This window comes from Clostridium sp. CTA-19, from assembly GCF_054767855.1.
Map to the genome: position 1 here is coordinate 1 of NZ_BAAABH010000042.1, position 23,260 is coordinate 23,260.

Annotated in this window: 23 protein-coding genes; 16 read left to right on the forward strand and 7 right to left on the reverse strand. The window is 27.7% G+C overall.

All coding sequences use genetic code 11. From position 1 onward, the window contains the following. Positions 1 to 566: 566 nt before the first annotated feature. From ACYUE0_RS16025 to ACYUE0_RS16075, 11 genes are all read left to right on the forward strand, one after another. Complete coding sequence (locus ACYUE0_RS16025) at positions 567 to 2,168, forward strand: Na/Pi cotransporter family protein (protein ID WP_460271541.1); 1,602 nt, start codon at positions 567 to 569, stop codon at positions 2,166 to 2,168. Positions 2,169 to 2,403: 235 nt separating this feature from the next. Continuing rightward, positions 2,404 to 3,630, forward strand: a complete 1,227-nt coding sequence (gene arcA / locus ACYUE0_RS16030; RefSeq protein WP_460271543.1) for an arginine deiminase — start codon at positions 2,404 to 2,406, stop codon at positions 3,628 to 3,630. Positions 3,631 to 3,669: 39 nt separating this feature from the next. Next, the gene (gene argF / locus ACYUE0_RS16035) at positions 3,670 to 4,668 is read left to right on the forward strand and encodes an ornithine carbamoyltransferase (RefSeq protein ID WP_460271545.1); all 999 of its coding nucleotides are present in this window, start codon (positions 3,670 to 3,672) and stop codon (positions 4,666 to 4,668) included. Positions 4,669 to 5,489: 821 nt separating this feature from the next. Further along, the gene (locus ACYUE0_RS16040; protein ID WP_460271547.1) at positions 5,490 to 6,896 is read left to right on the forward strand and encodes a basic amino acid/polyamine antiporter; all 1,407 of its coding nucleotides are present in this window, start codon (positions 5,490 to 5,492) and stop codon (positions 6,894 to 6,896) included. A gap of 31 nt (positions 6,897 to 6,927) precedes the next feature. Then, the gene (gene arcC, locus ACYUE0_RS16045) at positions 6,928 to 7,878 is read left to right on the forward strand and encodes a carbamate kinase (protein WP_460271549.1); all 951 of its coding nucleotides are present in this window, start codon (positions 6,928 to 6,930) and stop codon (positions 7,876 to 7,878) included. 454 nt (positions 7,879 to 8,332) lie between these two features. Beyond that, a complete protein-coding gene (locus ACYUE0_RS16050; protein ID WP_460271551.1) occupies positions 8,333 to 8,974 on the forward strand; it encodes a response regulator transcription factor in 642 nt (213 codons plus the stop codon). 49 nt (positions 8,975 to 9,023) lie between these two features. Next, positions 9,024 to 10,337 carry a sensor histidine kinase gene (locus ACYUE0_RS16055; RefSeq protein WP_460271553.1) on the forward strand — a complete coding sequence of 438 codons (1,314 nt, stop codon included), beginning with the start codon at positions 9,024 to 9,026 and terminating at the stop codon, positions 10,335 to 10,337. 158 nt (positions 10,338 to 10,495) lie between these two features. Continuing rightward, positions 10,496 to 10,909, forward strand: coding sequence for a hypothetical protein (locus ACYUE0_RS16060; RefSeq protein ID WP_460271555.1), 414 nt, complete (start codon positions 10,496 to 10,498; stop codon positions 10,907 to 10,909). Between the two features lie 154 nt (positions 10,910 to 11,063). Further along, positions 11,064 to 11,891 carry a metallophosphoesterase gene (locus ACYUE0_RS16065; RefSeq protein ID WP_460271557.1) on the forward strand — a complete coding sequence of 276 codons (828 nt, stop codon included), beginning with the start codon at positions 11,064 to 11,066 and terminating at the stop codon, positions 11,889 to 11,891. Between the two features lie 74 nt (positions 11,892 to 11,965). Then, the gene (locus ACYUE0_RS16070; protein ID WP_460271559.1) at positions 11,966 to 12,700 is read left to right on the forward strand and encodes a Fic family protein; all 735 of its coding nucleotides are present in this window, start codon (positions 11,966 to 11,968) and stop codon (positions 12,698 to 12,700) included. A 168-nt stretch (positions 12,701 to 12,868) separates the two neighbouring features. Further along, the gene (locus ACYUE0_RS16075; RefSeq protein ID WP_216450486.1) at positions 12,869 to 13,330 is read left to right on the forward strand and encodes a hypothetical protein; all 462 of its coding nucleotides are present in this window, start codon (positions 12,869 to 12,871) and stop codon (positions 13,328 to 13,330) included. A 56-nt stretch (positions 13,331 to 13,386) separates the two neighbouring features. Here the strand turns inward: ACYUE0_RS16075 and ACYUE0_RS16080 are convergent, their stop codons facing one another. The 7 genes from ACYUE0_RS16080 to ACYUE0_RS16110 are packed head-to-tail and all read right to left on the reverse strand — an operon-like array spanning position 13,387 to position 19,163. Continuing rightward, positions 13,387 to 14,259, reverse strand: a complete 873-nt coding sequence (locus tag ACYUE0_RS16080; protein WP_460271561.1) for a nucleoside hydrolase — start codon at positions 14,257 to 14,259, stop codon at positions 13,387 to 13,389. Between the two features lie 20 nt (positions 14,260 to 14,279). Continuing rightward, positions 14,280 to 14,969 carry a TVP38/TMEM64 family protein gene (locus ACYUE0_RS16085; protein ID WP_010298006.1) on the reverse strand — a complete coding sequence of 230 codons (690 nt, stop codon included), beginning with the start codon at positions 14,967 to 14,969 and terminating at the stop codon, positions 14,280 to 14,282. 27 nt (positions 14,970 to 14,996) lie between these two features. Beyond that, positions 14,997 to 15,659, reverse strand: a complete 663-nt coding sequence (locus ACYUE0_RS16090) for a TVP38/TMEM64 family protein (RefSeq protein WP_460271564.1) — start codon at positions 15,657 to 15,659, stop codon at positions 14,997 to 14,999. After that, positions 15,646 to 16,794, reverse strand: a complete 1,149-nt coding sequence (locus tag ACYUE0_RS16095) for a heterodisulfide reductase-related iron-sulfur binding cluster (RefSeq protein WP_460271566.1) — start codon at positions 16,792 to 16,794, stop codon at positions 15,646 to 15,648. Before ACYUE0_RS16095 ends, ACYUE0_RS16090 begins: the two co-directional genes overlap by 14 nt. Continuing rightward, positions 16,778 to 17,461 carry a TIGR04282 family arsenosugar biosynthesis glycosyltransferase gene (locus ACYUE0_RS16100; RefSeq protein WP_460271568.1) on the reverse strand — a complete coding sequence of 228 codons (684 nt, stop codon included), beginning with the start codon at positions 17,459 to 17,461 and terminating at the stop codon, positions 16,778 to 16,780. Before ACYUE0_RS16100 ends, ACYUE0_RS16095 begins: the two co-directional genes overlap by 17 nt. 20 nt (positions 17,462 to 17,481) lie before the next feature. Beyond that, positions 17,482 to 18,483 carry a phosphotransferase gene (locus ACYUE0_RS16105; RefSeq protein WP_460271570.1) on the reverse strand — a complete coding sequence of 334 codons (1,002 nt, stop codon included), beginning with the start codon at positions 18,481 to 18,483 and terminating at the stop codon, positions 17,482 to 17,484. Between the two features lie 5 nt (positions 18,484 to 18,488). After that, positions 18,489 to 19,163 carry a TIGR04283 family arsenosugar biosynthesis glycosyltransferase gene (locus ACYUE0_RS16110; RefSeq protein WP_460271572.1) on the reverse strand — a complete coding sequence of 225 codons (675 nt, stop codon included), beginning with the start codon at positions 19,161 to 19,163 and terminating at the stop codon, positions 18,489 to 18,491. A gap of 646 nt (positions 19,164 to 19,809) precedes the next feature. Here ACYUE0_RS16110 and ACYUE0_RS16115 point away from each other — a divergent pair. The 5 genes from ACYUE0_RS16115 (at position 19,810) to ACYUE0_RS16135 (ending at position 22,422) form a co-directional block, all read left to right on the forward strand. Beyond that, on the forward strand, positions 19,810 to 20,781 hold the full coding sequence (locus ACYUE0_RS16115; protein WP_460271574.1) for a sulfurtransferase: 972 nt from the start codon (positions 19,810 to 19,812) through the stop codon (positions 20,779 to 20,781). Positions 20,782 to 20,910: 129 nt separating this feature from the next. Beyond that, the gene (locus ACYUE0_RS16120) at positions 20,911 to 21,351 is read left to right on the forward strand and encodes a GNAT family N-acetyltransferase (RefSeq protein ID WP_460271576.1); all 441 of its coding nucleotides are present in this window, start codon (positions 20,911 to 20,913) and stop codon (positions 21,349 to 21,351) included. Positions 21,352 to 21,529: 178 nt separating this feature from the next. Next, positions 21,530 to 21,733 carry a helix-turn-helix transcriptional regulator gene (locus ACYUE0_RS16125; RefSeq protein WP_010297983.1) on the forward strand — a complete coding sequence of 68 codons (204 nt, stop codon included), beginning with the start codon at positions 21,530 to 21,532 and terminating at the stop codon, positions 21,731 to 21,733. A gap of 4 nt (positions 21,734 to 21,737) precedes the next feature. Continuing rightward, on the forward strand, positions 21,738 to 22,184 hold the full coding sequence (locus tag ACYUE0_RS16130; protein ID WP_460271578.1) for a hypothetical protein: 447 nt from the start codon (positions 21,738 to 21,740) through the stop codon (positions 22,182 to 22,184). Between the two features lie 28 nt (positions 22,185 to 22,212). Beyond that, positions 22,213 to 22,422, forward strand: a complete 210-nt coding sequence (locus ACYUE0_RS16135; protein WP_460271580.1) for a hypothetical protein — start codon at positions 22,213 to 22,215, stop codon at positions 22,420 to 22,422. Positions 22,423 to 23,260 lie beyond the last annotated feature (838 nt).

Below are 23,260 nucleotides of genomic sequence, written 5' to 3' on the forward strand. Positions count from 1 at the left end.
TAATTTAAGGGAGTAAATTTTGAGTTTATGATATTAAATTAAACAAAGTTATATTCAAAGTTTACAGCCGTAACAAGAAGGACAGGCGTACCAAAGTATATTTTCCATAAGTTATTTTTACAGTGAAATCGAAAGATTATCAATAAAACCTAAAGCAATCAAAGCCGGTCCTTAAAATAGTAGCTTTGCTGCGTAGATGTTAGGGACCGACTTCGAGTAATATTGGAGAGAAACTAAAATCAACAAAAGTATCAAGTCTAAAGTATAGTAAAGTAGCCAATTACGCGTCTGTCCCTCTTGTGATGAAAGTAGAACTTTAGAGGATTGCTTACTTAAATTTTGTTAGCAGAACTAGATTTAAAAATACGTTGAGAATTACTAAGAACGAAGCGAGTAGTAATAACCACAACTATTAACTATTCACTTTTAACTCTTAACTATAAAAGTTCCATTTGTAATGGATAGGTTAAAAACAAGTTAAATTTTGGTTAAAATTCAAAATTTGGTTATTATATATAATAGAATGATTGTGTGTAGCATTATATGGTTTAAAAGGAGAGATAAAATTGGATATTTTTACTATGGTTATTCAATTAATTGGTGGTTTAGGTTTATTCTTATTTGGTATGAAACTTATGAGCGATGGGCTGGAAAATGCAGCTGGAGAGAAGCTAAAAGGCATACTAGAAAAGGTCACTAGTAACAAGTACATAGGTGTTCTTGTTGGTGCAATTACAACGGCAGTTATTCAAAGTTCTTCTGCCACAACAGTAATGGTAGTTAGCTTTGTAAATGCAGGACTTATGACATTAATGCAAGCTATAGGCGTTATAATGGGTGCCAATATAGGAACTACAATTACAGCACAGATGGTTTCTTTTAAATTAGATGCAATAGCACCATTATTTATTGGTATAGGTGCAGTTATTATATTGACAGCTAAGAAAAAAAGAACAAAAGACATAGCATATATAACATTAGGATTTGGTATATTATTTTTAGGGATGGGTATGATGTCAGAATCCATGGAACCATTAGCACAATCAGATGCTTTTAAAAATATTATACATGTTATAGGAAATAATAGAATTTTAGGGGTTTTTGCAGGATTATTAATGACAGCGATAGTTCAAAGTTCTTCTGCTACAACAGGAATTTTAGTAGCATTGGCAACAACAGGAAGCATAGATATGAATGTAGCGCTGCCAATAATTTTTGGATGTAATATTGGAACTTGTGTTACTGCTCTTTTAGCATCTATTGGTTCTAGTAAAACAGCAAAAAAGGCTGCCTTATTACACGTTTTATTTAATGTTATTGGAGTAATTATATTTCTACCGTTTATGGGTATATTGGTAGATTTAGTAGAAGATATAAGCCCTTCAAGTGTAGCAAGACAAGTAGCAAATGCCCATACTATATTTAATATTGCAGTAACAATAATACTGTTACCTTTAGCAAAACTTTTAGTTGATTTAGTTAATAAGATAGTGCCAGGTGATGATGGAATTAGTCAAATAGGGCCTATGTATTTAGATAAAAAATTGTTAGATACTCCTATTGTGGCTGTAGGTCAGGCACTTAAAGAAACAATAAGAATGGGAGATATAGCAAAAGAAAATGTTACTTTAGCTATGAGAGCTTTTTTAGATAATGATGAGGAATGTATAGAAAAAGTTTATGCAAATGAAGCTATAATTAATGAATTAGATAAGGAAATAACAGATTATTTAGTTTTAATATCTGGACATGATTTAGCAAGTGAAGATAGTAAAATATTAAGTTCAACATTTCATGTAATCAATGATATTGAAAGAATTGGAGATCATGCAGAGAATATAGCGGAACTTGCACTAGAAAAAAGTAAAATGAATATAGAAATAAAAGGTGAAGCTAGGAATGAAGTAGAGGGCATGTATAGTAAAACCCTTGAATCACTTATGTTAGCATTAGAGTGTTATAGCACAAAAAATAGTGAAAAAGCAAAAAATATAAAAGAGATTGAAGATAGTATAGATAAGTATAAAAAGGATATTAGAGAAAATAATATACAAAGATTAAATAAAAGGATATGTAAAGCTAATGGTAGTGCTGTATTTTTAGATTTAATAAGTAATTTAGAAAGAATAGGTGATCATTCTACTAATATAGCAGAAAGAGCAATGTAAAATATTTCATTAAAGTGCATTAAAGTGGATTATAATATCTGCTTTAATGCACTTTTTCTATTTAAAAATATGGACATATTAAATCACACCATAAATAAGTATATTTTAGTGAACATTAAATAATACTACATTATGTATAGATTAAATAATGAATTAAAGTTGATGATTGTAGTAAAAAGTTACAAATATCATTAACTATAAAATTAAGCTAAATAATAAACAAGGAGGGAAAAGTATGGATAACTTTATAAATGTTACTTCTGAAATTGGAAAACTTAATAAAGTAATGTTACATAGACCAGGAAATGAAATAGAAAACTTAGTTCCTGAATATTTAGAAAGATTACTTTTTGATGATATTCCATATTTAGAAGTAGCTCAGAATGAACATGATAAATTTGCCGAAATATTAACTGAAAATGGTGTGGAAGTATTATATTTAGAAAATTTAGCAGCAGAATCTTTAGAAGATAAGAATGTAAAGGATGAATTTTTAAATCAGTTTTTAAAAGAAAGCCATATTAATAACATTGATATATATCAGGCATTGTATGAAAATCTAATGTCTAAAACAACTAAAGAGATGGTTGATACTCTTATGGCGGGAGTAAGAAAAGAGCACATAGAAATAAAAACAAGGCGTTCCTTAAGAGAGTTAATGGAAGATAAATACCCATTTTATTTAGATCCTATGCCAAATTTATACTTTACAAGAGACCCAGCTGCATCAGTAGGGAACGGCATTATAATTAATACGATGAAAACTTCAGCAAGAAGAAGAGAAACTTTATTTATGAAATATATTCATAAATATCATAAGGATTTTAAGATGTCTGAGATTCCATTATGGTATGATAGGGGCTTTAATTGTAGTGCAGAAGGTGGAGATGAGTTAGTATTATCAGACAAAATTATTGCTATAGGTTGCAGTGAAAGAACTTCACCAGAAGCAATTGAAGTCATAGCGAAAAATTTATTTGATAATAATACCTCATTCGAAAAAGTACTAGTTTTTGAAATACCATCACGTAGAGCATTTATGCATCTTGATACAGTGTTTACTATGGTTGATTATGATAAGTTCACTATACACCCAGGTATTGAAGGACCACTAAATGTTTTTGAAATTACAAAAGGAAAAAATGGAAGGTTAGATATAACTCATAATAAAAACACATTAGATAACATATTAAAAACTGCACTAAATTTACCAGCAGTAGATTTAATCAGATGTGGAAATGGTGATGAAATAATATCTGCAAGAGAACAATGGAATGATGGTTCTAACACTTTAGCAATATCTCCAGGTAAAGTTATAACTTATGAAAGAAACTATGTAACAAATGAACTTTTAACAAAACGTGGAGTTGATGTTATAACAATGCCAAGTGCAGAGCTTTCAAGAGGTAGAGGCGGCCCAAGATGTATGAGTATGCCTTTAAATAGAGATAACTTAGTGTAAATAATACTTAATATATGAAAGAAATTAGGAGGAAAAAATATGTTTAACTTAAGAAATAGACACTTTTTAACTTTAATGGATTTTACACCTAAAGAAATAAAGTATTTTCTTGAATTATCAAGAGACCTTAAAAAAGCAAAATATACAGGAACAGAAGAGCAAAATTTAAAAGGAAAAAATATAGTATTATTATTTGAAAAAGATTCAACAAGAACAAGATGTGCATTTGAAGTTGCAGCACATGATCAAGGTGCACATATTACTTATTTAGGACCAACTGGAAGCCAAATGGGTAAAAAAGAATCAATAGCTGATACAGCAAGAGTACTAGGCAGAATGTATGATGGTATTGAATATAGAGGGTTTGGTCAAGAAATAGTTGAAGATTTAGCTAAATATTCAGGAGTACCAGTTTGGAATGGATTAACTAATGAAGATCACCCAACTCAAATTTTAGCAGACTTTTTAACAATAACTGAGCATTTTGATAAACCATTAAATAAAGTTATATTTGTTTATAGTGGAGACGGAAGAAATAATATGGCAAATGCTTTAATGATTGGTGCAGCTAAGATGGGTATGGATTTTAGAATTCTATCTCCAAAAAGTTTATTCCCAGAAGAAGATTTAGTATCTAAATGTGAAGAAATTGCAAAAGAAACTGGCGGAAAAATTACTATAACAGATAATGTTGATGAAGGCGTTAAAGATGCAGATGTTATATATACTGACGTTTGGGTATCTATGGGTGAAGCACCTGAAGTTTGGGGCGAAAGAATAAAATTATTAAAACCATATCAAGTAAATATGGAAATGTTAAATAAAACAGGTAATGAAAACGTTAAGTTTATGCACTGTCTACCAGCATTCCATGATTTAAGAACTACTGTAGGAAAAGATATCAATGAAAAATTTGGATTAGAAGGTATGGAAGTTACAGACGAAGTTTTTGAAAGCAAACATTCAATAGTATTTGATGAAGCTGAAAATAGAATGCATACTATCAAAGCTGTGATGGTTGCTACATTAGGACAATAAATTAAGGTAGGGATACAATTTGAACTTTAAAATTATGAAAGAAATTTAATGATAAAAAAGAGAATAAATATAACTTTAAACCGTTATTTAGTTAGTTATTTCAAGAAACTCTAATAATCTTTTTCAAAATTTTTAGGACTAAACGGCTAGTGAAATATCTTTTAGAAATATCTAAAATAAATACTAGTCTATTTTTCAAAATACTACGTTAATAACAATTATTAATAGCTCCACTATTGATAATTGCTATTGCCTTGTATTATAAAAAATATACATTGTATTTGAAATCAGATATTTCTAAAGATATTTCAATGACGTCCTGTCTAGGCAGTCGCGAAACCCGTCCTTGGGTTTCGGTCCTAAAAATGTTAAAAAACATCATAAGAGTTTCTAAGCCACAACTAAAAATCATAACTAACTTAAATTTATACATCAAATTTTTGTTATCAGTTGAGAAAAATAAGTACAAATATAGTTAGTTAAGAATTAAGAATTTAGGATGAAAGTGGCAACCACTTTCTGAAAATGATTTTAAAAAATCTATCAATATAATTTGCTTTACAAATTTATAAAAAGATACGTTGAGAATTACTAGGAACGAAGTGAGTAGTAATAACCACAACTGTTCACTATTAACTCTTAACTTTTAACTAGAAAAGTCCCACAATTGTTCACTATTAACTCTTAACTAAAATAATCTGTTAGTTATTGATAAAATATTAATTTGAGTTTTATCATTTGATATATTCATAAATTAAACTTTAAAATTGTGTCCCTATAAATTTAAAAAATAATAAAACTAAAGAAAAGGAGCAAAACAAATGGATGGTGATAAAAAGTTAGGATTATCGTTATTAGTTGCTCTTGGAGTAGGCTCAATGATTGGTGGAGGAATATTTAACAGCCCTACTGATCTTATTAGTAGTACAAATCCACAAGCGGTGTTATTATCTTGGATTATTGGTGGTATTGGAGTTATATTTTTAGCTTTAGTGTTTCAATTACTTGCAAATAAAAGACCGAAGCTTATAGGAGGAATCTTTACTTATGCTAAAGAGGGTTTTGGTGACTTTACAGGATTTAATTCAGCTTGGGGATATTGGTTAAGTGCATGGCTTGGAAATGTTGCTTTTTTTATCCTTATGATTAAAACTTTAAATAGTTTAATTGGTGGAATAAGGCCTATAATGTCATTTTTAATAGCATCTTTAATACTTTGGATAGTTCATTGGATTCAATTAAAAGGAACTAAAAGTGCAGGTATAATAAATGCAATAGCAACAGTTGCAAAAATAATTCCATTATTATTAGTAATTATATTAGGATTTACAGTATTTGATTTAAATATATTCAACGTAGCAAATTGGAGAAACATACTTGTTGCAACAGGAGAACCTACAAATTTATTTAAGCAAGTTAACAGCGCAATGGGTATTATTTTATGGTGCTTTATTGGAGTGGAAGCAGCTACAGTATTATCAGAAAAGGCTGAGTCATCAAAAATTGTTGGAGCTGCAACAGTTTTAAGTTTAATTATAACATTAGCTTTATATATGCTTGTTTCTGTGGTATCAATGGGTGCAGTTCCAGGAAAGGTACTTTTAAATTCACAAACACCACTTGCCGATGTACTAGGAAGAACGGTAATAGGTAGGTCAGGACCATTAATAGTTAAAGTAGGACTAATTATTTCATTATTAGGTTGTTTAATTAGTTGGGTAATGCTTGCAGCAGAAATTCCTTATGTTGCTGCAAAAGGTGGAACAATGCCAAAATGGTTTATGAAACAAAATGAAAATGGAGTACCATCAAATTCACTATTAGTAACAGATATATTAACTCAAATCTTTTTATTATCTTTGCTTTTACCAGCACTTCAAGCAGCATATAACAATATATTTTTAATTGCTACTACTTGTATATTAATTCCATATTTATTTTCAAGCTTATATGCTATCAAGGTATCAAGAGAAGATAAATTAGGATTTAAAGATATGTTTATATCAATAATGGCATCAATTTATTCTGTATATGTAATTTTTGCAGTAGGACTACAGTATTTAGGTGCAGCATTAATAATGTATGCCTTAGGAGTAGGAATTTATACAAAAGCTAAGAAAGAAAAAAATGAAGAAATTACTTCAAAAGAAAAAGTGGCAATGACAGTAATAATAGTATTAGCAATAATTATGGTAGTAATGATCGGAACAGGAAAAATAAAATTGTAGAAGAGTATTTACAAAGAAAGGAGAATTATAAATGGCAAGAATAGTAATAGCACTTGGAGGGAATGCACTTCAAGCTAATCCAAAGGATACTACAGCAGAGGCGCAACTAATAACAGCAAAAGAAACTTCACAAGCCATTGTAGATTTAATCCAGGAAGGACATGAGGTAATCGTAGCACACGGTAATGGTCCTCAGGTAGGTCAAATTGTAGCTACTTATGAACTTGCAGCATCTGTAAATGAAAATAATCCGATAATGCCTTTCCCAGAATGTGGAGCCATGAGTCAAGGATATATCGGATATCATCTTCAACAAGCTATAAGAGAAGAACTTAAAAATAGAGGTTCAAATAAAGAAGTTGCAACAGTTATAACTCAAGTTATAGTAGATAAAAATGATGAAGGATTTAAAAATCCAACAAAACCAGTAGGTTCATTTTTTACAGAAGAACAAGCAAAGAAATTAATGGAAGAAAAAGGATATACAATGAAGGAAGACTCTAATAGAGGATGGAGAAGAGTAGTTCCGTCACCTATGCCAGTATCTGTAGTAGAAGAACCTATTATCAAAACCTTAGTAGATGCAGGTCACGTTGTTATAACTGTTGGTGGTGGTGGTATACCAGTGATAGATAAGGGAAACGGACAACTTGAAGGTGTGCCAGCAGTAATTGATAAGGACTTTGCATCCTGTAAAATAGCACAGTTATTAAATGCAGATACATTCATCGTACTAACAGCTGTTGAACAGGTAGCTATTAACTTTGGAAAGCCAGACCAAAAGAACCTTTCAAAATTAACATTAGATGAGGCAGAAAAATATATAAAAGAAGGACATTTTGCACCAGGTTCAATGCTTCCTAAAGTAAAAGCTGCTATGGGATTTGTAGAATCAAAGGAAGGTAGAACGGCTATTATAACTTCCCTTGAAAAAGCAAAAGAAGCTATTAATGGATTAACAGGAACAACAATAGTAAAATAAATTGCATAGTACATAAATAAAAGTATAGTTGCTTTAAATTTAATAAGTAGCTATACTTTTAGTATTTTAATTAATAGTTTTTTTTAGTTAAAAGCTTACTTTAGTTAAGAGTTAATACTAAACATATTTTTTAGGACCGGCTTTGATTACTTTAAATTTTATTGATAACCTTATGGTTTCAATGAAAAATAACTTATGGAAAATATATTTTGTTACGCCTGTTCTTCTTGTTATGGAGATAAATTTAGATAATAATTTTTTTAAAACTTTTCATCTAAGCTTAAGTTTTACTCCTTTAAATTTCAAAGAAAGTGGTTGTCACTTTCATCCTAAACTTTTAACTGTTAACTCTTAATTATTAACTAAATATGACATTGTATCTCTATGTAGTGAAGTAGGTTTTCATTTTAAATTATTTAAGAAACTTATGTAAAAGTGAAGGGAGGAGAAAATTTTGAGAGTATTAATAGCTGATGATGAGAAAGATATGGTAAAGATTTTAGACGCATATTTTAAGAAAGAAGGTTTTGAAACCATCTTGGCATATGATGGAGAGTCTGCTTTACAATTACTTTCATCTAATAAAGTGGATTTAGCTATACTAGATTGGATGATGCCACAAATTAATGGAATAGAAGTATGTAAATATATAAAAGAAAATAGTGATACTAAAGTTTTAATGTTAACAGCAAAGGTTCAAAATGAAGATGAAATAGAAGCTTTAAGTTGTGGAGCAGATGAATACATAAAAAAACCTTTTGATCCAAGGATATTAATTATAAGAGCTAAAAAATTATTGGATTTTAGTGAAGGGGTTAGATTTAAAGATTTAGAAATAAATTTAAAATCAAAAAAAGTTTATAAGAATGATGAACATTTAAATCTAACAAAAATTGAATTTGAACTTTTAGTATGTTTAATGAGAAATAAAGGAATTATTCTATCAAGAGAGAAACTTTTAGATTTAGTTTGGGGAATTGATTATGAAGGGGACTATAGAACTGTAGACACTCATGTTCGTAGATTGAGATCAAAAGTAGGTGATGAGATAATAAAAACTTATAGAGGATTAGGTTACAGTTTGGAGGAGGATTAAAATTAAAATAAACAAAAAACTTTCAATTGGAATATCTCTAATATTATTTTTGGTAACTATAGCGTCCATATTAATTAATAATTTTTTTATTGGTAAATACTATATTCATGAAAAAAGAAAAATATTAGATAAAGTAGAAAATGAAATAAGTAGTAGTTATGTTATAAAAGTAGATGAGATTCAGTCTATTGAAGAAGATAACAATGTTACTATTGCATATTCCTCATTAGATAGAGATATTGAAGACATTAACGGAAATATATTATCACAGTTCGAAAGCAAAGGCATAAAGTTAAATAAATTTTGGGTTACAAAAGATACACTGGACCAGTTAAGCGAAGGAAGTATAAACAAAATATATTATCAAGGTAAGGTAAAATATAAGTTTTTATCAAAATTTATATTGCATAATGATTATGTATTTGCAATAGGAATTTCACTACCTTATTTAGATGAAACAGTAAATATGGTAAATAAATTTAATACATATTTGATGATATTTTTATTAATTATAACTATAATATTAGCTATTATTTTTTCAAAGCATATAACAAGACCATTAGAAAAATTAAAACTCTTATCAAAAGATATAGCTAATTTAAATTTTAGAACAGAAAAAATAGAAACTAATGATGAAATCGGAGAACTTGCAACAAGTATAAATTCTATGAGTGTAAGTTTAGAAAAAGCACATAAAGATATAAATTCTCAAAATGAAAGACTTAAAGCATTAGTTTCTGATATATCCCATGAATTAAAAACGCCATTATCTTTAATTAATGTCTATGCACAAGGGATAGAAGACGGACTTGATGATGGAACTTATTTAGAAACAATTAAAAAACAAACAGAAAACATGAGTATGTTAATAGATAGACTTTTATATTGGGCAAAACTTCAAAAAAAACCTATTAATAAATCTAAATTTTCATTGAAAGATAGCGTTGTTGATATTATTAAAAAGTATAAATTGATAATAGAAGAAAACAACATTGAGTTAATATTAAATGTTAAAGAAAAAGAGAAATATTATATATATGCAGATGAAGAACAGATAGATATAGTACTAAATAATTTAGTAACCAATGCTATAAAATACACTAATAACAAGAAGATAGAGATTAGTTTAATAAAAAGTAAAGATGATATAAAAATAACCATTAAAAACGGAATAAGAAATCATAGTAGCAATGACATAGAAAGCATTTGGAAACCTTTTTACGTTCTTGAAAAGTCTAGAAACAAAGATTTGTCCGGTACAGGATTAGGTTTATCAATTGTAAAAGATATATTAGAGAATCATAATTTGAAATTTGGGTTTGAAACAAGTGATGGTAGTATAGAATTTTATATAATATTTTAAAGAGAAGCTTTAATTACTAATGACTAAATGGAGTAATTGAAGTTTTTTACAATAATTAACATAAATTAAATTATATAGTATAATATTATAAAATATACTTAAGTGTGTAATCGCAGAAGTGAAGGTGAAATTATATATTTTATTAAGGGGGTATTAATTTGGTTTCTGATTTAAAAGACAAAAAAATAGTACGAACTTGGATAATAGTATTAGTGTTAATTGCAATTTTCGGTTTAATATTATTTACGGTTTTTGGCACGGGAAAAATGTCTGAGAGTATTACAGGTAATGTGAAAATTGTAGAAAAGGAAGATATAACAGCTATAGAAGATGCAAAAAAATCAAGAAATTCTTATGCTTATAAATTAGATAAAGATGGATTATTTTATATTGAGATGTTTAAAACTAAGATGGACTCTGATGAGTATATAAGTGAAGGGACATTTGAAATAAGCAAAGAAAACTATGATAAATTAAATAAAGGAGAGTACTATTATTTTAAACTAATAATGAATGAGAAAACTAAAGAGGGAAAAGTAAAAGAAGTGTATAATGAAAATCCTGTTCAATAATAGGGGTTAGGAGTATCTAATATTTAGATGCTCTTATTTTGGTTTTTAGTATTATTTTCAACCCATTGTTATATCCTTCCGTAACATTAGTGTAACAGTAGAAACTTATAGTAATAATAAATATTTATTTTAAAGCTATTAGGAGGAAAATATTTTGAAAATAATAGGTAAGATAATAGGTGGTTTTACTATATTAAGTTTTATGTTGATAATATATGCTACGTACATAGAGAGAACTTTATTAACTGTGAAAAAAGAGGATATAGTTTTAAATGATAATTGGAAAACAGAGCTTAAAGTTGTTCAGTTTACAGATACTCAACTTGGAGAATTTTATGATTTAGATGAACTTGGACGGGCGGTAGAAAAAATTAATGGTGAAAATCCAGATATAGTGGTCTTTACTGGTGATTTAATAGACAATGCATCTCAATATGAGAGTTTAGATAAAATAGCAACTGTACTAAGTAATATAGAAGCAAACTATGGAAAGTATGCTGTATTTGGAAATCATGATTATGGTGGAGGGGCAGTAAATTATTATGAAGACATTATGAATGAAGCAGGTTTTAAAGTACTTAAAAATGAAAATGATAGAGTTGAATTTGATAATTTTAACTTAAATATTTTAGGTGCAGATGATGCTTTAATAGGAAATTATAGCCCAGAAGATACGGTTATGAATATTAGTAGTAAAGATGTTAATATACTACTATTACATGAGCCTGACCTTATAAGAGATTTTTTAGATTATCCAATTGATTTAACATTAAGTGGACATAGTCATGGTGGACAAGTATATATACCTTTTTATGGACCATTAAAAAAGACTTATTTAGCAGAAACTTATACTAAAGGTATATATAAGTTTGATAATGAAAAAAGTACAAAATTATATGTTAACAGTGGACTTGGAAATACAAAGTTTCCTTTTAGATTTTTTAATGTGCCACAAATTACAGTTTTTAATTTAAAAATATAAAATATTGTATTATAGTTAATGTAAGAATAGACTATAATAATATATAAATAAGTTTTGATATGGAGGAGATTAGAGTGTTTGAAAAAATAGATGATAAAAAGAAAACACTAGATTCTAAGAGACCGTTAAATAATCATCAATTAAAAAATCTTAAGAAATACTTTGATATAGAGTTAACATATAATTCAAATGCGATTGAAGGCAATACATTAACAATAACGGAAACCAAGGTTATATTAGAAGATGGAATCACTATAGGAAAAGGAAAAAGTCTAAAAGAACATTTAGAAGTTATAAATCATAAAGAAGCTATCGATTATGTTGATGATATAGTAAGTAAAAACTTAGATATATCAGAGAGTGTAATAAAAAATTTGCATTATATAATATTAAAAAGCATAGATAATAAGAATGCTGGCCAATATAGAAAAACTAATGTATTAATAAGTGGTAGTAAACATAGACCACCAGAAAGCTTTTTAGTAGAAGAAAAAATGAGAGAGTTATTGAGTTGGTATTTTGAAAATAAGAATATTTTACATCCAATACAATTAGCAGCAGAGTTCCATTTCAGATACGTATATATACATCCTTTTATAGATGGAAATGGAAGAAGTGCAAGATTACTTATGAATTTGATTTTAATGAGAAGTGGTTATCCTATAACTGTTATAGAAACAGAGCACAGAGAAGAATATATGCGAGCTTTAGAAAAGGCTTCTACAGAAGGAAGTTTGCATGATTTCATAAATTTAGTAGCATCACAAGTAGAAAAAAGTATAGACACATATTTATATATAATAGGTTAAAAAGCAAAGTCATTTCAAAAAAATATGGTATTGAAATGGCTTTATTTTTATATAATTTTTTAAAAATTTAAGTAAAATTTTGCATGTTGACAGTAAGAGCAAAAAGATATAAAATAGTTCGCATAGGAACTATTTTAATTTTAATGTTCTAATTAGGAGATGACATTTATGAAAAATTTAGATAAATTAACACCAAGAGTAAGTAAAAAAATATTATTATTAATTGGTGGAATAGTTTGGGGTTTTGCAGGATTTAGAGTATTAACTATAGGATTAAATGATGTAAAGATAAATAATGGTTATGGCATATTAAGTTTAATTATAGCAACTGTAATATTCTTTATGTTTTTTAAATTTATATTTAGTAAAATGTTAAAAAAACACACTAAAAGAATTATAAATAGTAGTTTAGAAAAGCATTGTGCATTTTCATTCTTTGATTTTAAAAGCTATATAATAATGGGATTCATGATTTCATTAGGTATAGGTGTAAGAAGTATAGGTGTATTTAACCCTGTATATGTAGGAGATTTTTATATAGGATTAGGCTTTGCACTATTTATTTCAGGATTATTATTTTTAATAAACTCATTAAACTTTCAAAGAACTATAGAGAAATATAAAATTTAGTAATTAAATTAAAAACCACATCTTTAAAGTAAAAGATGTGGTTTTTTAGCTAATTTTTAATTATTTAAATTTGCATCAAGTTTAAGTAGTGAGTCTATGAATGTTTCATTAAAAGTTTTAAGATCTAGTATGGAAGATGGCATATTTACTTTTTTACCATAGCTATCAAGTTTTAAACATCCTGTAGCAAGGTCTGATGAATTACTATTTATAGTAGCAATTTCATTTTTAAAAAGCTCTGGATTAGTTATATAAATAGCTGCAGCTACATCCCAGTTACAAAAACCATTAAATCCAGTTAAAGATTCATTAAGGTTACACCAAGGAAGTATTTTATCATAAATGTAATTAAGAATCTTATTAGGACTAGTCTTAATTTTTTCTAATTCACAAGGTCCAAATAATGCTTCCATAGTAGTGTGGCCATTAAGTATAGATATCCTAGATGAAGAGTTTATAACCTTACTAGATGCTTCAGGGTCACAAGAAAAGTTAAGTTCATTAACTTTGTGACCTGATATAATTAAAGGTTTTGTAATTCCACCCATAAGAACAATTTCCTTTACATTATCAAAAAAACTATTGTCATAAAGATATGCACCATATATATTAGTTAATGCACCAGTAGCCAGTACTATAATTTCTTTAGGATTATTCTTTACAGTATGGGCTAAAAACTTACTAGCATCACTAATTCTATTATTTTTGTCTTCACTACCTTTATAAATTGATATATTTAAATTTAAATCTTTAATTAGGCTTAAAGTAGTATCATAAACTACATCTAAAGAGCTATTTCCATAAGTTAAGGTAACCCCTTCAAGGGATATATCATCTTTACCTAAAAGATATAAAAGAGTTAGTCCATCATCTACATCACAATTAGGTACGCCCATAGTGTTATCACAATCAAAAATTATTCTTTTCATAAGTAGTCCTTTCAATCTATTTAAGTCAATTTTTTCTTAGCATTTTTATTAGAAGCAAATTTCTTTATAGCTAGTCCTAAAGCAACTAATGCTATTACACCAGTTATTATTCCAAGGAAAAACTTTGAACCTTGATCTATATTTTCGCCAAGCATTGAGTAGACTATTGTAGCAGGAAGTTGTCCAAGTCCAGTAGCCCAGAAAAAAGACCAAAGGCCCATGCTAGTAAGACCGGCAGCATAACTAACTACATCAAAAGATATAAATGGTAAAAGACGAGCTATTAATATTGCGTAGTTACCATATTCATCAAAAAAGTTATCTGTTTTATCAAGAAGTTTTGATGAAGCAAATTTTTCAGCAGCAGGTCTACCATAAATTCTAGTTATGTAAAAACACATTACTGCTCCAAGCATAGCACCAGTCCAAGAAATAAAAGCACCAAATGCCCAACCAAAAACATATGCGTTAGCAAAAGTAATAACAAAGGCAGGGAGAGGAGCTGCTATTGATTGGAACATCATAAGTAGTATAGACACTATTGGTCCCCATGCGCCAAAGGAAATAATATATTCTTTCAATTCTACTATGTTAAGAGTAGCTAATAAAGTTACAACATAGTTTAAGTTTTCTCTAACTGTTGGTACTAAAAAATATATAAGTATTAAAATTACTAGTACCGATAATTTATAAATTGTAGATTTTTTCATGTGGTTACCCCCTTTATAAATTTATGATTAAGAGTTCTTAATTTCTTTTGATTTTTGAAGTTTATTTTTTAGTATAAAAGATATACCAAAAAGTAATATAAGCATAAATATTGCAAAGATAAATTCTGGTGATTTAAAATCTAAGGCTTTATCACCAAGGTTTGAAAATACAACTACTCCTGGAATTATGCCTATAATTGTTGCTAGTAAAAAATTTTTAAATTTAATACCTGTAAGTCCCGCACCATAACTTATTATATCGAAGGGGATTAAAGGTATAAGCCTTAAAATTAATACAGTAAAAAATTCTCTATGCCCTTTTGATAAAAAATTAAAGCTATGTTTATTTTTAGTTAATTTTAAAATTAAATCTTTACCAAAATAAGAGGCTATAAAAAATGCAAGGCTACCTCCAAAAACAGCACCAATAATTGTGTATATGCTACCTTTAACCACTCCAAAAGCCATGCCACCTGCAACAGCTAGCAGTGCATCAGGAAAAAATGTAAGTGGAACAAAGGTAAACAAAATAATATAAATTATTGGTCCTAATTTCCCAAAGGATTCTATAAATTCTTTTAACTGCTGTGGAGAAGCTTTTCTTAAAAATTCCGTATTAGTGAAAAGAAAGTAGCAAATTATTAACAGCCCAATAAAGGAAATAATTTTAACATATTTATTTTTTTTCAATATGTGAATCCTCCTTAACCAAGTCCTTTTTTATTTTATATCTATTTTTCCAACTGCTTAAAGCGGATATATTTACTTTTCTATCAACAAAAAGAGTATCTTCATCTTCAAAAATTAACTCTAAAATATGATAGCTATTCTTGTCAGAGTTATTTATAGCAGAAAGACATCCACCACAATAGGTTATTACATTATCACTATTAAGTGAGTTTATGCAATTGTCTTTAGTTTTTTTAGATAATAATGGATTACTTAAATGAACAATACCACCTAAACCACAACAATTATTAGTAACATCTTTAGAATTTAGATTATATCCTAGACTTTCAACTACATACCTAATTCCATCACCAATTTCTTTGTAATCTAGCCCTTGGCAAGAATCTTTAATAGAGAAAGTTAAATTGGAGCCTAGGCCTTTTCCTATAGAGTTTTTAGGAATACCTATTTCACTAAATAATGACCAAAGAGAAGTAATTTTTATATCTTTAGTTTCATCTTTTAAAACTCTAAAACAAGATTGACAAGCTGTTATTATTTCAATATCATCATTGTTAAACTTTTTTAAAGAGCTTATAAACTGAGAAAAACGTTTGTCAAACAAATCACGTTTGCCAAGGTCTTTAGTAGGTTTGTTACAACAATTTAGTATAAGTCCTACATCTCCTAATTTTTCTTTTAAATAGTTATAGGTTTTAAGTGAAAGATTAGGGCTATATCCATTTAAAGAACAACCAGGCATAAAAAACTTTTTAGTATTTTTCTTTCCATAAACTCCTTTAAAGATAGTATTATTACTAAAGTTTTGGTGAAAATCCATAGCTTTATGACCTTTAATAGGCGTTTTACCGTTATTATCAGTTGTTATTTCTTCTCTTAATAAAAAGAAAAGTTGTCCTAAATCTATGTCTTTAGGGCAAACTCGTTTGCAACAACTACATAAGCTACAATAGTAAGGAAGATTTATATCAATAGATGAATTTTCTAAATCACTTATAAAAGATTTAGGTGATTTTATATATTCTTGTAGAAAAGGACAAATATTTACGCACTTTTTACAATTAATGCAATCACTTTTATAGGTTTTAAATATAGAAGTGTTTATAGTTTTTTTAGATTTAAACTCTGTTTTCATAAATAATCCTTTCCTCAACTTTTAATTTTTCAACAAAGGATAATGTATTGCTATCTTTTGTTGCTGTTGATTTGAAATATAATAAATCTTCCAAGGTATCTATATCACTAATTTTTTCAACAATACCATAGTTTTTATTATTATTTTTTATTATCTGTAGCGTATTTTCAAACACATCAAAATTGCTCCAACGAATTGGACAAAGTAGAACATCATCAATAAAATTTTTACATCCAATTAAATAGTAGCCACCATCGAAGGTTGGCCCAATAACAATATCTTTACTATCTAATACCTTAAAAGCATTTTTTATTATTTCGCTATTTAAAGTAGGTATATCACAGCCAGTTAAAACTACTTTTTCATAACCTTTATTAAGTAAAAACTTTATAGAGTTATTCATCTTTTCCCCAAGAGATTTACCTTTCTGTGGATAAAAATCAATAAAACTTGGAGTGATGTGGATTAAATCTTCAACATTACCATCATTTAAATAAGTTAAATATATATCTGAGTAATCTTTTAATTCATAACTCATATTAAATAAATCTTTTAAAAAGGCAGTATGTAGGCTAGCACACTCATCACCACTTAAAAAAGGCATTAAACGTGTTTTAGTTTTCCCACTAAGAGGGATTCGAGACATTATTACATAAGCATTTTTCATTACAATTCCCCCTTAATTTGTTAATCTACTGAAAAATATGGTTTTAATAGTTTCGAAATAAAATCTATATCTAAATAGCTTTTAATTTTCAAGAAAATCTCTTCATTTTTTATAAGTTTATCTTCACTTTGATATTTTACAAAAGCCATAGCACACCAACTTAATGCTCTTAAATATAAATAAGGATTATAAATATTTATAGATTCTTTTATATTTTTATATTTAAATCCACTTTTATTACAGTATTCTTTTAAAAAGTCATCCTTATTAATATCACTTATAATGTAATTACTACGCCAAAGAGTAGTTGTATCAGCTAAAAATTGAGTTAAGTCTTGGCATGGATGTGACAAAACAGGTTTTTCCCAATCTATTAAATAGTTTTCGTCTCCAATTATAAAATTATGTGAATTAACTTCTGTATTATTTATAGATAAAATAGGATTTTCTATGAAATATTTTTCAAGATGCAAATTATCTTCACACCAGTTAATATATTTTTCAAAGAATTTTTTAATTTTTATGTCAGGGATATCACTTTTAAAAAAGCTTTCTAAAAGCCAATTTCCTTCTTTTATTCTGTCTTGTAGAATATTATTTTCTATTATAAGTCCATGATTCTTAGGAACTTTAAGAGTATGTATTTTACTGAAAATATTTGAAGCTTTAATTAAGTCAGTAGAGTAGTTTAGGGGTTTACCTTTTAAAAACTCCATTATAAGTATTCCCAAAGGAAAGTTTTTTCTAGAACCATCTACATATATTGGTTTAGGCGTGACATTAGAACCTTCAAGAAGTTTTAATGCATTAAATTCATATTCTATTTGGTTATCCAATCTTAATTGGCTATCAGTATTAATTCTAAATACTAATTTTAAAGTTTTATCATATAAAATATAGTTAATGTTATATTCTCCTTGAGCTAGGAATTTAACTTTAAAGTTTTTATCTAATCCAACTTTACTGTATAGATTATTAATATTTAAATAGTTTTTTATATCTAATGAAAAATCCGTAGTCATTAAAATCACCTTATATCTTTGTATATTTTAGATAGTTTATCTGGTGGAGTTCCTAATAAATATAATATTTTTATTTTATGCATTAAAATATGGGTTTTAAATTGTCCTCCATTTATAAATCTTCGAGCTGAGGTACCTATTGGTGTTTTTAAAACTTTAGTTTTTCCTTCTCTTTTTAGTCTTGTAGAGAACTCCCAATCCTCCATAATAGGCATTTTTTTAAAACCTTCTAATTTGAAAAACACATCTTTTCTTATAAAAAGTCCTTGATCTCCAAAAATTAATTTTAGATATTTTGCTCTTAGATTTGAAGTATAGGAAATATATTTTAAAAATATGGTTTTAAAGTCATAAAAATAAAGTGAGAAACACCCACCTATAAAATTTTCTTTAATTGTTCTTTCTATATGATTAAAGCTATAATCATCAATTATAGAATCACAGTGTACAAACCATAAAATATCACCTTTTGCATTTTTTGCTCCAAAATTTAGTTGATTACATCGACCTCTAGGGGATGTTAAAACTTTTCCATATTTAGATGCTATAAGTGCAGTTTTATCATTACTACCACCATCTACTATAAGAATTTCTTTAGGATAATTTATGTTATTTAATTTTATAAGTAATTTTTCAATGTTTTTTTCTTCATTTAATGTTGGAATTATAACTGAAATCATAAAAAATCCTCCATACCTATTCTACCTGTATTATAGCATAGGGTATGTGATACTCTTATATTTAAAATACAAATAGAACATGAAGTTTCTATAGTTTAATTAAATAATACATAAAAATAATTGTGTTTTAAAATTATTGTTTGTAGAATTGAGGTGAATAAAGGTAAATAAAAATACGTAGGGTTTTAAGATGGATATTAAAATTAATTAGTATAAAGAAGATAAATATATATGCTAAAATCCTATGGAACTATTAGAGATATAGGGTTTCAAATTAAATTTTAAACTTATTCATTTATCAAATGAGAAAATTTAAATTAATATCTTATCAATAACTAACAGAGTATTTTAGTTAAGAGTTAATAGTGAACAGTTAATAGTTGTGGTGATTATTACTCACTATATTCCTAATAATACTAAACGTACTTTTTTAGTACCAGCTTTGATTGCTTTAGGTTTTATTTATATTTTCTCTTAACTGATAACCAAAATTTGATGTATAAATTTAAAATAATTTTGTGCAAAAGGTAGTGTTGAATTTTAAGTGATTCGGAGCATGTATCACTATTTTAGGTATCCAAGTTTTGGAATGGATAATTTGAAAAGTCAACTTGGAACCCTATAGTTATTAAGGGGGAATATAAAAATGTTAAGAAATAATAAAAAAATAGTGGCTTTATTATGTGCAGTGGTAATGACATCATCTATATTTATAGGATGTTCATCTAATAATGAAGCTAAAAAAGATGGAAATAATGCAGCTCAAGAGCAAAAACAAGAAAATAAGAAAGAAGAAGATAAAAAAGAAACTGCAAAAGAATACATAAATAAAGACTATATAGTAGATGCAGATTGGTTAAAAGAAAATATTGATAATAAAGATGTAGTTATTGTTGATTGTAGAGAATCTAAAGATTATAAAAAAGGTCATATAAAAAATGCAATTAATATAGTTTGGAAAGACTTATCTAATGACGAAAACAATGTTTTAGATGCAGAAGCACTTTCTAAAAAACTATCAGAATTTGGTTTAGCAAAAGATAAAACAATAGTTCTTTATGGTGTTAAAGGTAGCTGGGGTGAAGACGGAAGAGTTCAATGGACTTTAAGATATGCAGGTCTAGAAAATGCTAAAATGTTAAACGGTGGATTTGATCTTTGGCAGTCTAAAGAATACGAAACTTCTAAAGAAGAAGTAAAACCTACTGCCGCAGAGGTTAAAGTTGACAGTTTTAAAGAAGATTTAAATATAACTACAGAACACTTAAAAGAAAATTTAGGAAAAGTTAAGATTATAGATACAAGAGAAAAAGATGAGTATGAAGGTGCTACAAAGTATGGTGAGGCTAGAGGAGGACATTTACCTGGAGCTATAAACATTAATTTTAGTACTTTATACAATGAAGATGGAACATTAAAATCACAAGATGAAATAGAAAAAATAATGACAGATAACGGAATAAATAAAGAGGATGAAATAGTAACTTACTGTACATCTGGAATACGTTCAGGACATATGGCTATGGTATTAAGATTAGCAGGATATAATAATGCTAAAAATTATGATGCTTCATATGTAGCATGGGCAGGAACACCAGATTTAGAAGTGGAAAAATAATATTTAAATTAAATTTATAAGCATAAAACTTTAAAGTTTTATGCTTTTTTTAACTTTAGAAGAGTATACTTAAAGTATATAGGCATTAAAGCCTATAATAATATTGTGATTTGAAAGCGAGATGGAATTGTGAGTGTAAAAATTAAAGATGTAACACCAAAAAACTGGAGAGAAGTTGAAAAACTTAGGGTAGGTGAGAATCAAAGGGCATTTATAGAGCCTAATAGTTACTCTTTAGCACAAAGTTGTTTTGAACCAGAATGGAAGTCAGTAGCCTTATATTGTGATAACTTATTAGTTGGATATGCCATGTATGGTATGGAAAAAACTAAAGGTAATGTATGGATAGATAGATTTATGATAGATAAAGACCTTCAGGGAAAAGGTTATGGAAGTCAATGTATAAAGGCTCTTATAAACCATGTAAAAAATATATATAATTGCAATGAAATCAGACTAAGTACTCATTTAAATAATAAATTTGCACAAAAATTTTATGAAAAAGTAGGTTTTAAAATAAATGGTGAGATAGATTCTAATGAACAAGTTATGATAATAAAGAATATATAGTTTAATTATGGGGCTATTACTAAACTAACTAAAGGTTAGTGGAGTAATAGCTCCTTTTATGTTTAAAATTTATTATATAAAAATGCAAAGTAGGCTTGACATGAAATGCAAAGCAAACTATACTAAAAATGTAAAGCAAACTATACAAACATTAAAATACATAAGGCGGTGTGAAAATATGAAAACTAGAATTTCACAGTTAAGAAAGGAGAGGAAAGTTACGCAAGAAGAACTTGCGTTAGCTGTAGGTGTTACAAGGCAGACTATTACGTCTATTGAACGTGAAAAGTATACTGCATCTTTAGTTTTAGCGTATAAAATAGCTAAATATTTTGATTTAGCAATTGAAGAGGTTTTTGATTTTTCAGAGGTGGGGGATTAGTAAAATGGAAAGATATAATGAAGTATTAAGAAAGAAAGTATTAATGTGCGTATTATTAATAGCTATAACTATACCAGTTATAATAACTTTAACAATGATAAATGCTAAAATACCAAGTAATCATTCAACAGATTTTATTAAAGGTGTTCAATTTGGTATGTTTTTTGGATTAGAAACATTACTTTTAATGAATATTATAAAATTTAAAAATGCTCTTAATAATAAGGAAAAACTTAAATTGTTATATATAAAAGAAAATGATGAACGTGAAAGGTTAATTTTATTAAAGAGCAGTTTAATGGCAATAAATATAATAACAGTTATATTAGCTTTAGGAATTATTGTATCTGGTTTTTATAATGAAATTGTATTTTTTACTTTAATAATGACCTTATTCATTGTAGGGGTAGTAAGGATTGGTTTAAAGATTTATTACAATAAAAAATATTAAATAATTAATCATGTAAGGGGTAGATGTTATGAAAGAGTTAAATAATTACACAAGGTTTGGAATATTGTTTTATGGTATGTTTCTAATATTTAATTGTATTAATATAATTCCTGAATTTATAAAAGGACTATGTGTAGGTATAGGGTCTGCATTAATATTTTTAGGAATATATTCTGAAAGGCATGATATGTCTAAACTTAAAACTTGTAAAAAAAGGCTGTTTAAAAAATTTATATAAAAGCGTAATAAACGTTTGGAAAAATAGACAAAGGACAAAAGATAATTTTAAATAGTTAAGAGTTTTAAAAAATTGACAATGGACAATGTTGGTTGAAACTGGAGTACCAGTTTCTTTTTAATTTAAGGGAGTAAATTCTAAGTTTGAGAGATTAAACTAAACAAAGTTAAATTCAAAATCTACAGCCATAACAAGAAGGACAGGCGTACTTAAGTATATTTTCCAAAAGTTATTTTCACAGTAATCATAATATTATTAATAAAACCTAAAGCAATCGAAGCCGGTCCTAAAATAGCAGCTTTGCTGTGTACATGTTCGGGACTGGCTTTGAGATATTGTGTTAGTAATATAAATTTAGGAGAGAATCAAGTGTTAGCGAAGAAAATAAATTTACCGTGCCTGTCCCATTTGTGATGGAGCCAATACTTAGAAATATTGCTTGCTAAGAAGTTTAGCTAAAACTGTGGTATTAGGGACTGACTTTGAGTGTTATAGAAGAAAAACTAAAACCAATAAAAGTACATACCTTAAGTATAGGGAATTAGCCCCAAACGCGTCTGTCCCTCTTGTGATGGAGGCAGAATTTTAGGAAATTGCTTGCTTGAAAGTTTTAGTAAGTTAATAGCTAAAAGTTTAAAAAAATTGATAGTTGACAATTGGGCTAGGGATTGACAATGGACAATTGACATCTCATAGGCCCCCGTGGAAAAGTAGACTCATAATTCGAATGGAACTATACTAGGATTAATGAATGGAGGGGTGCATTATGAGTGGAAATTTTATTAGAAAATATACTGAAGAAGAAAGAATGAAAATTGTAGAAGAGGCTTTAGCATGT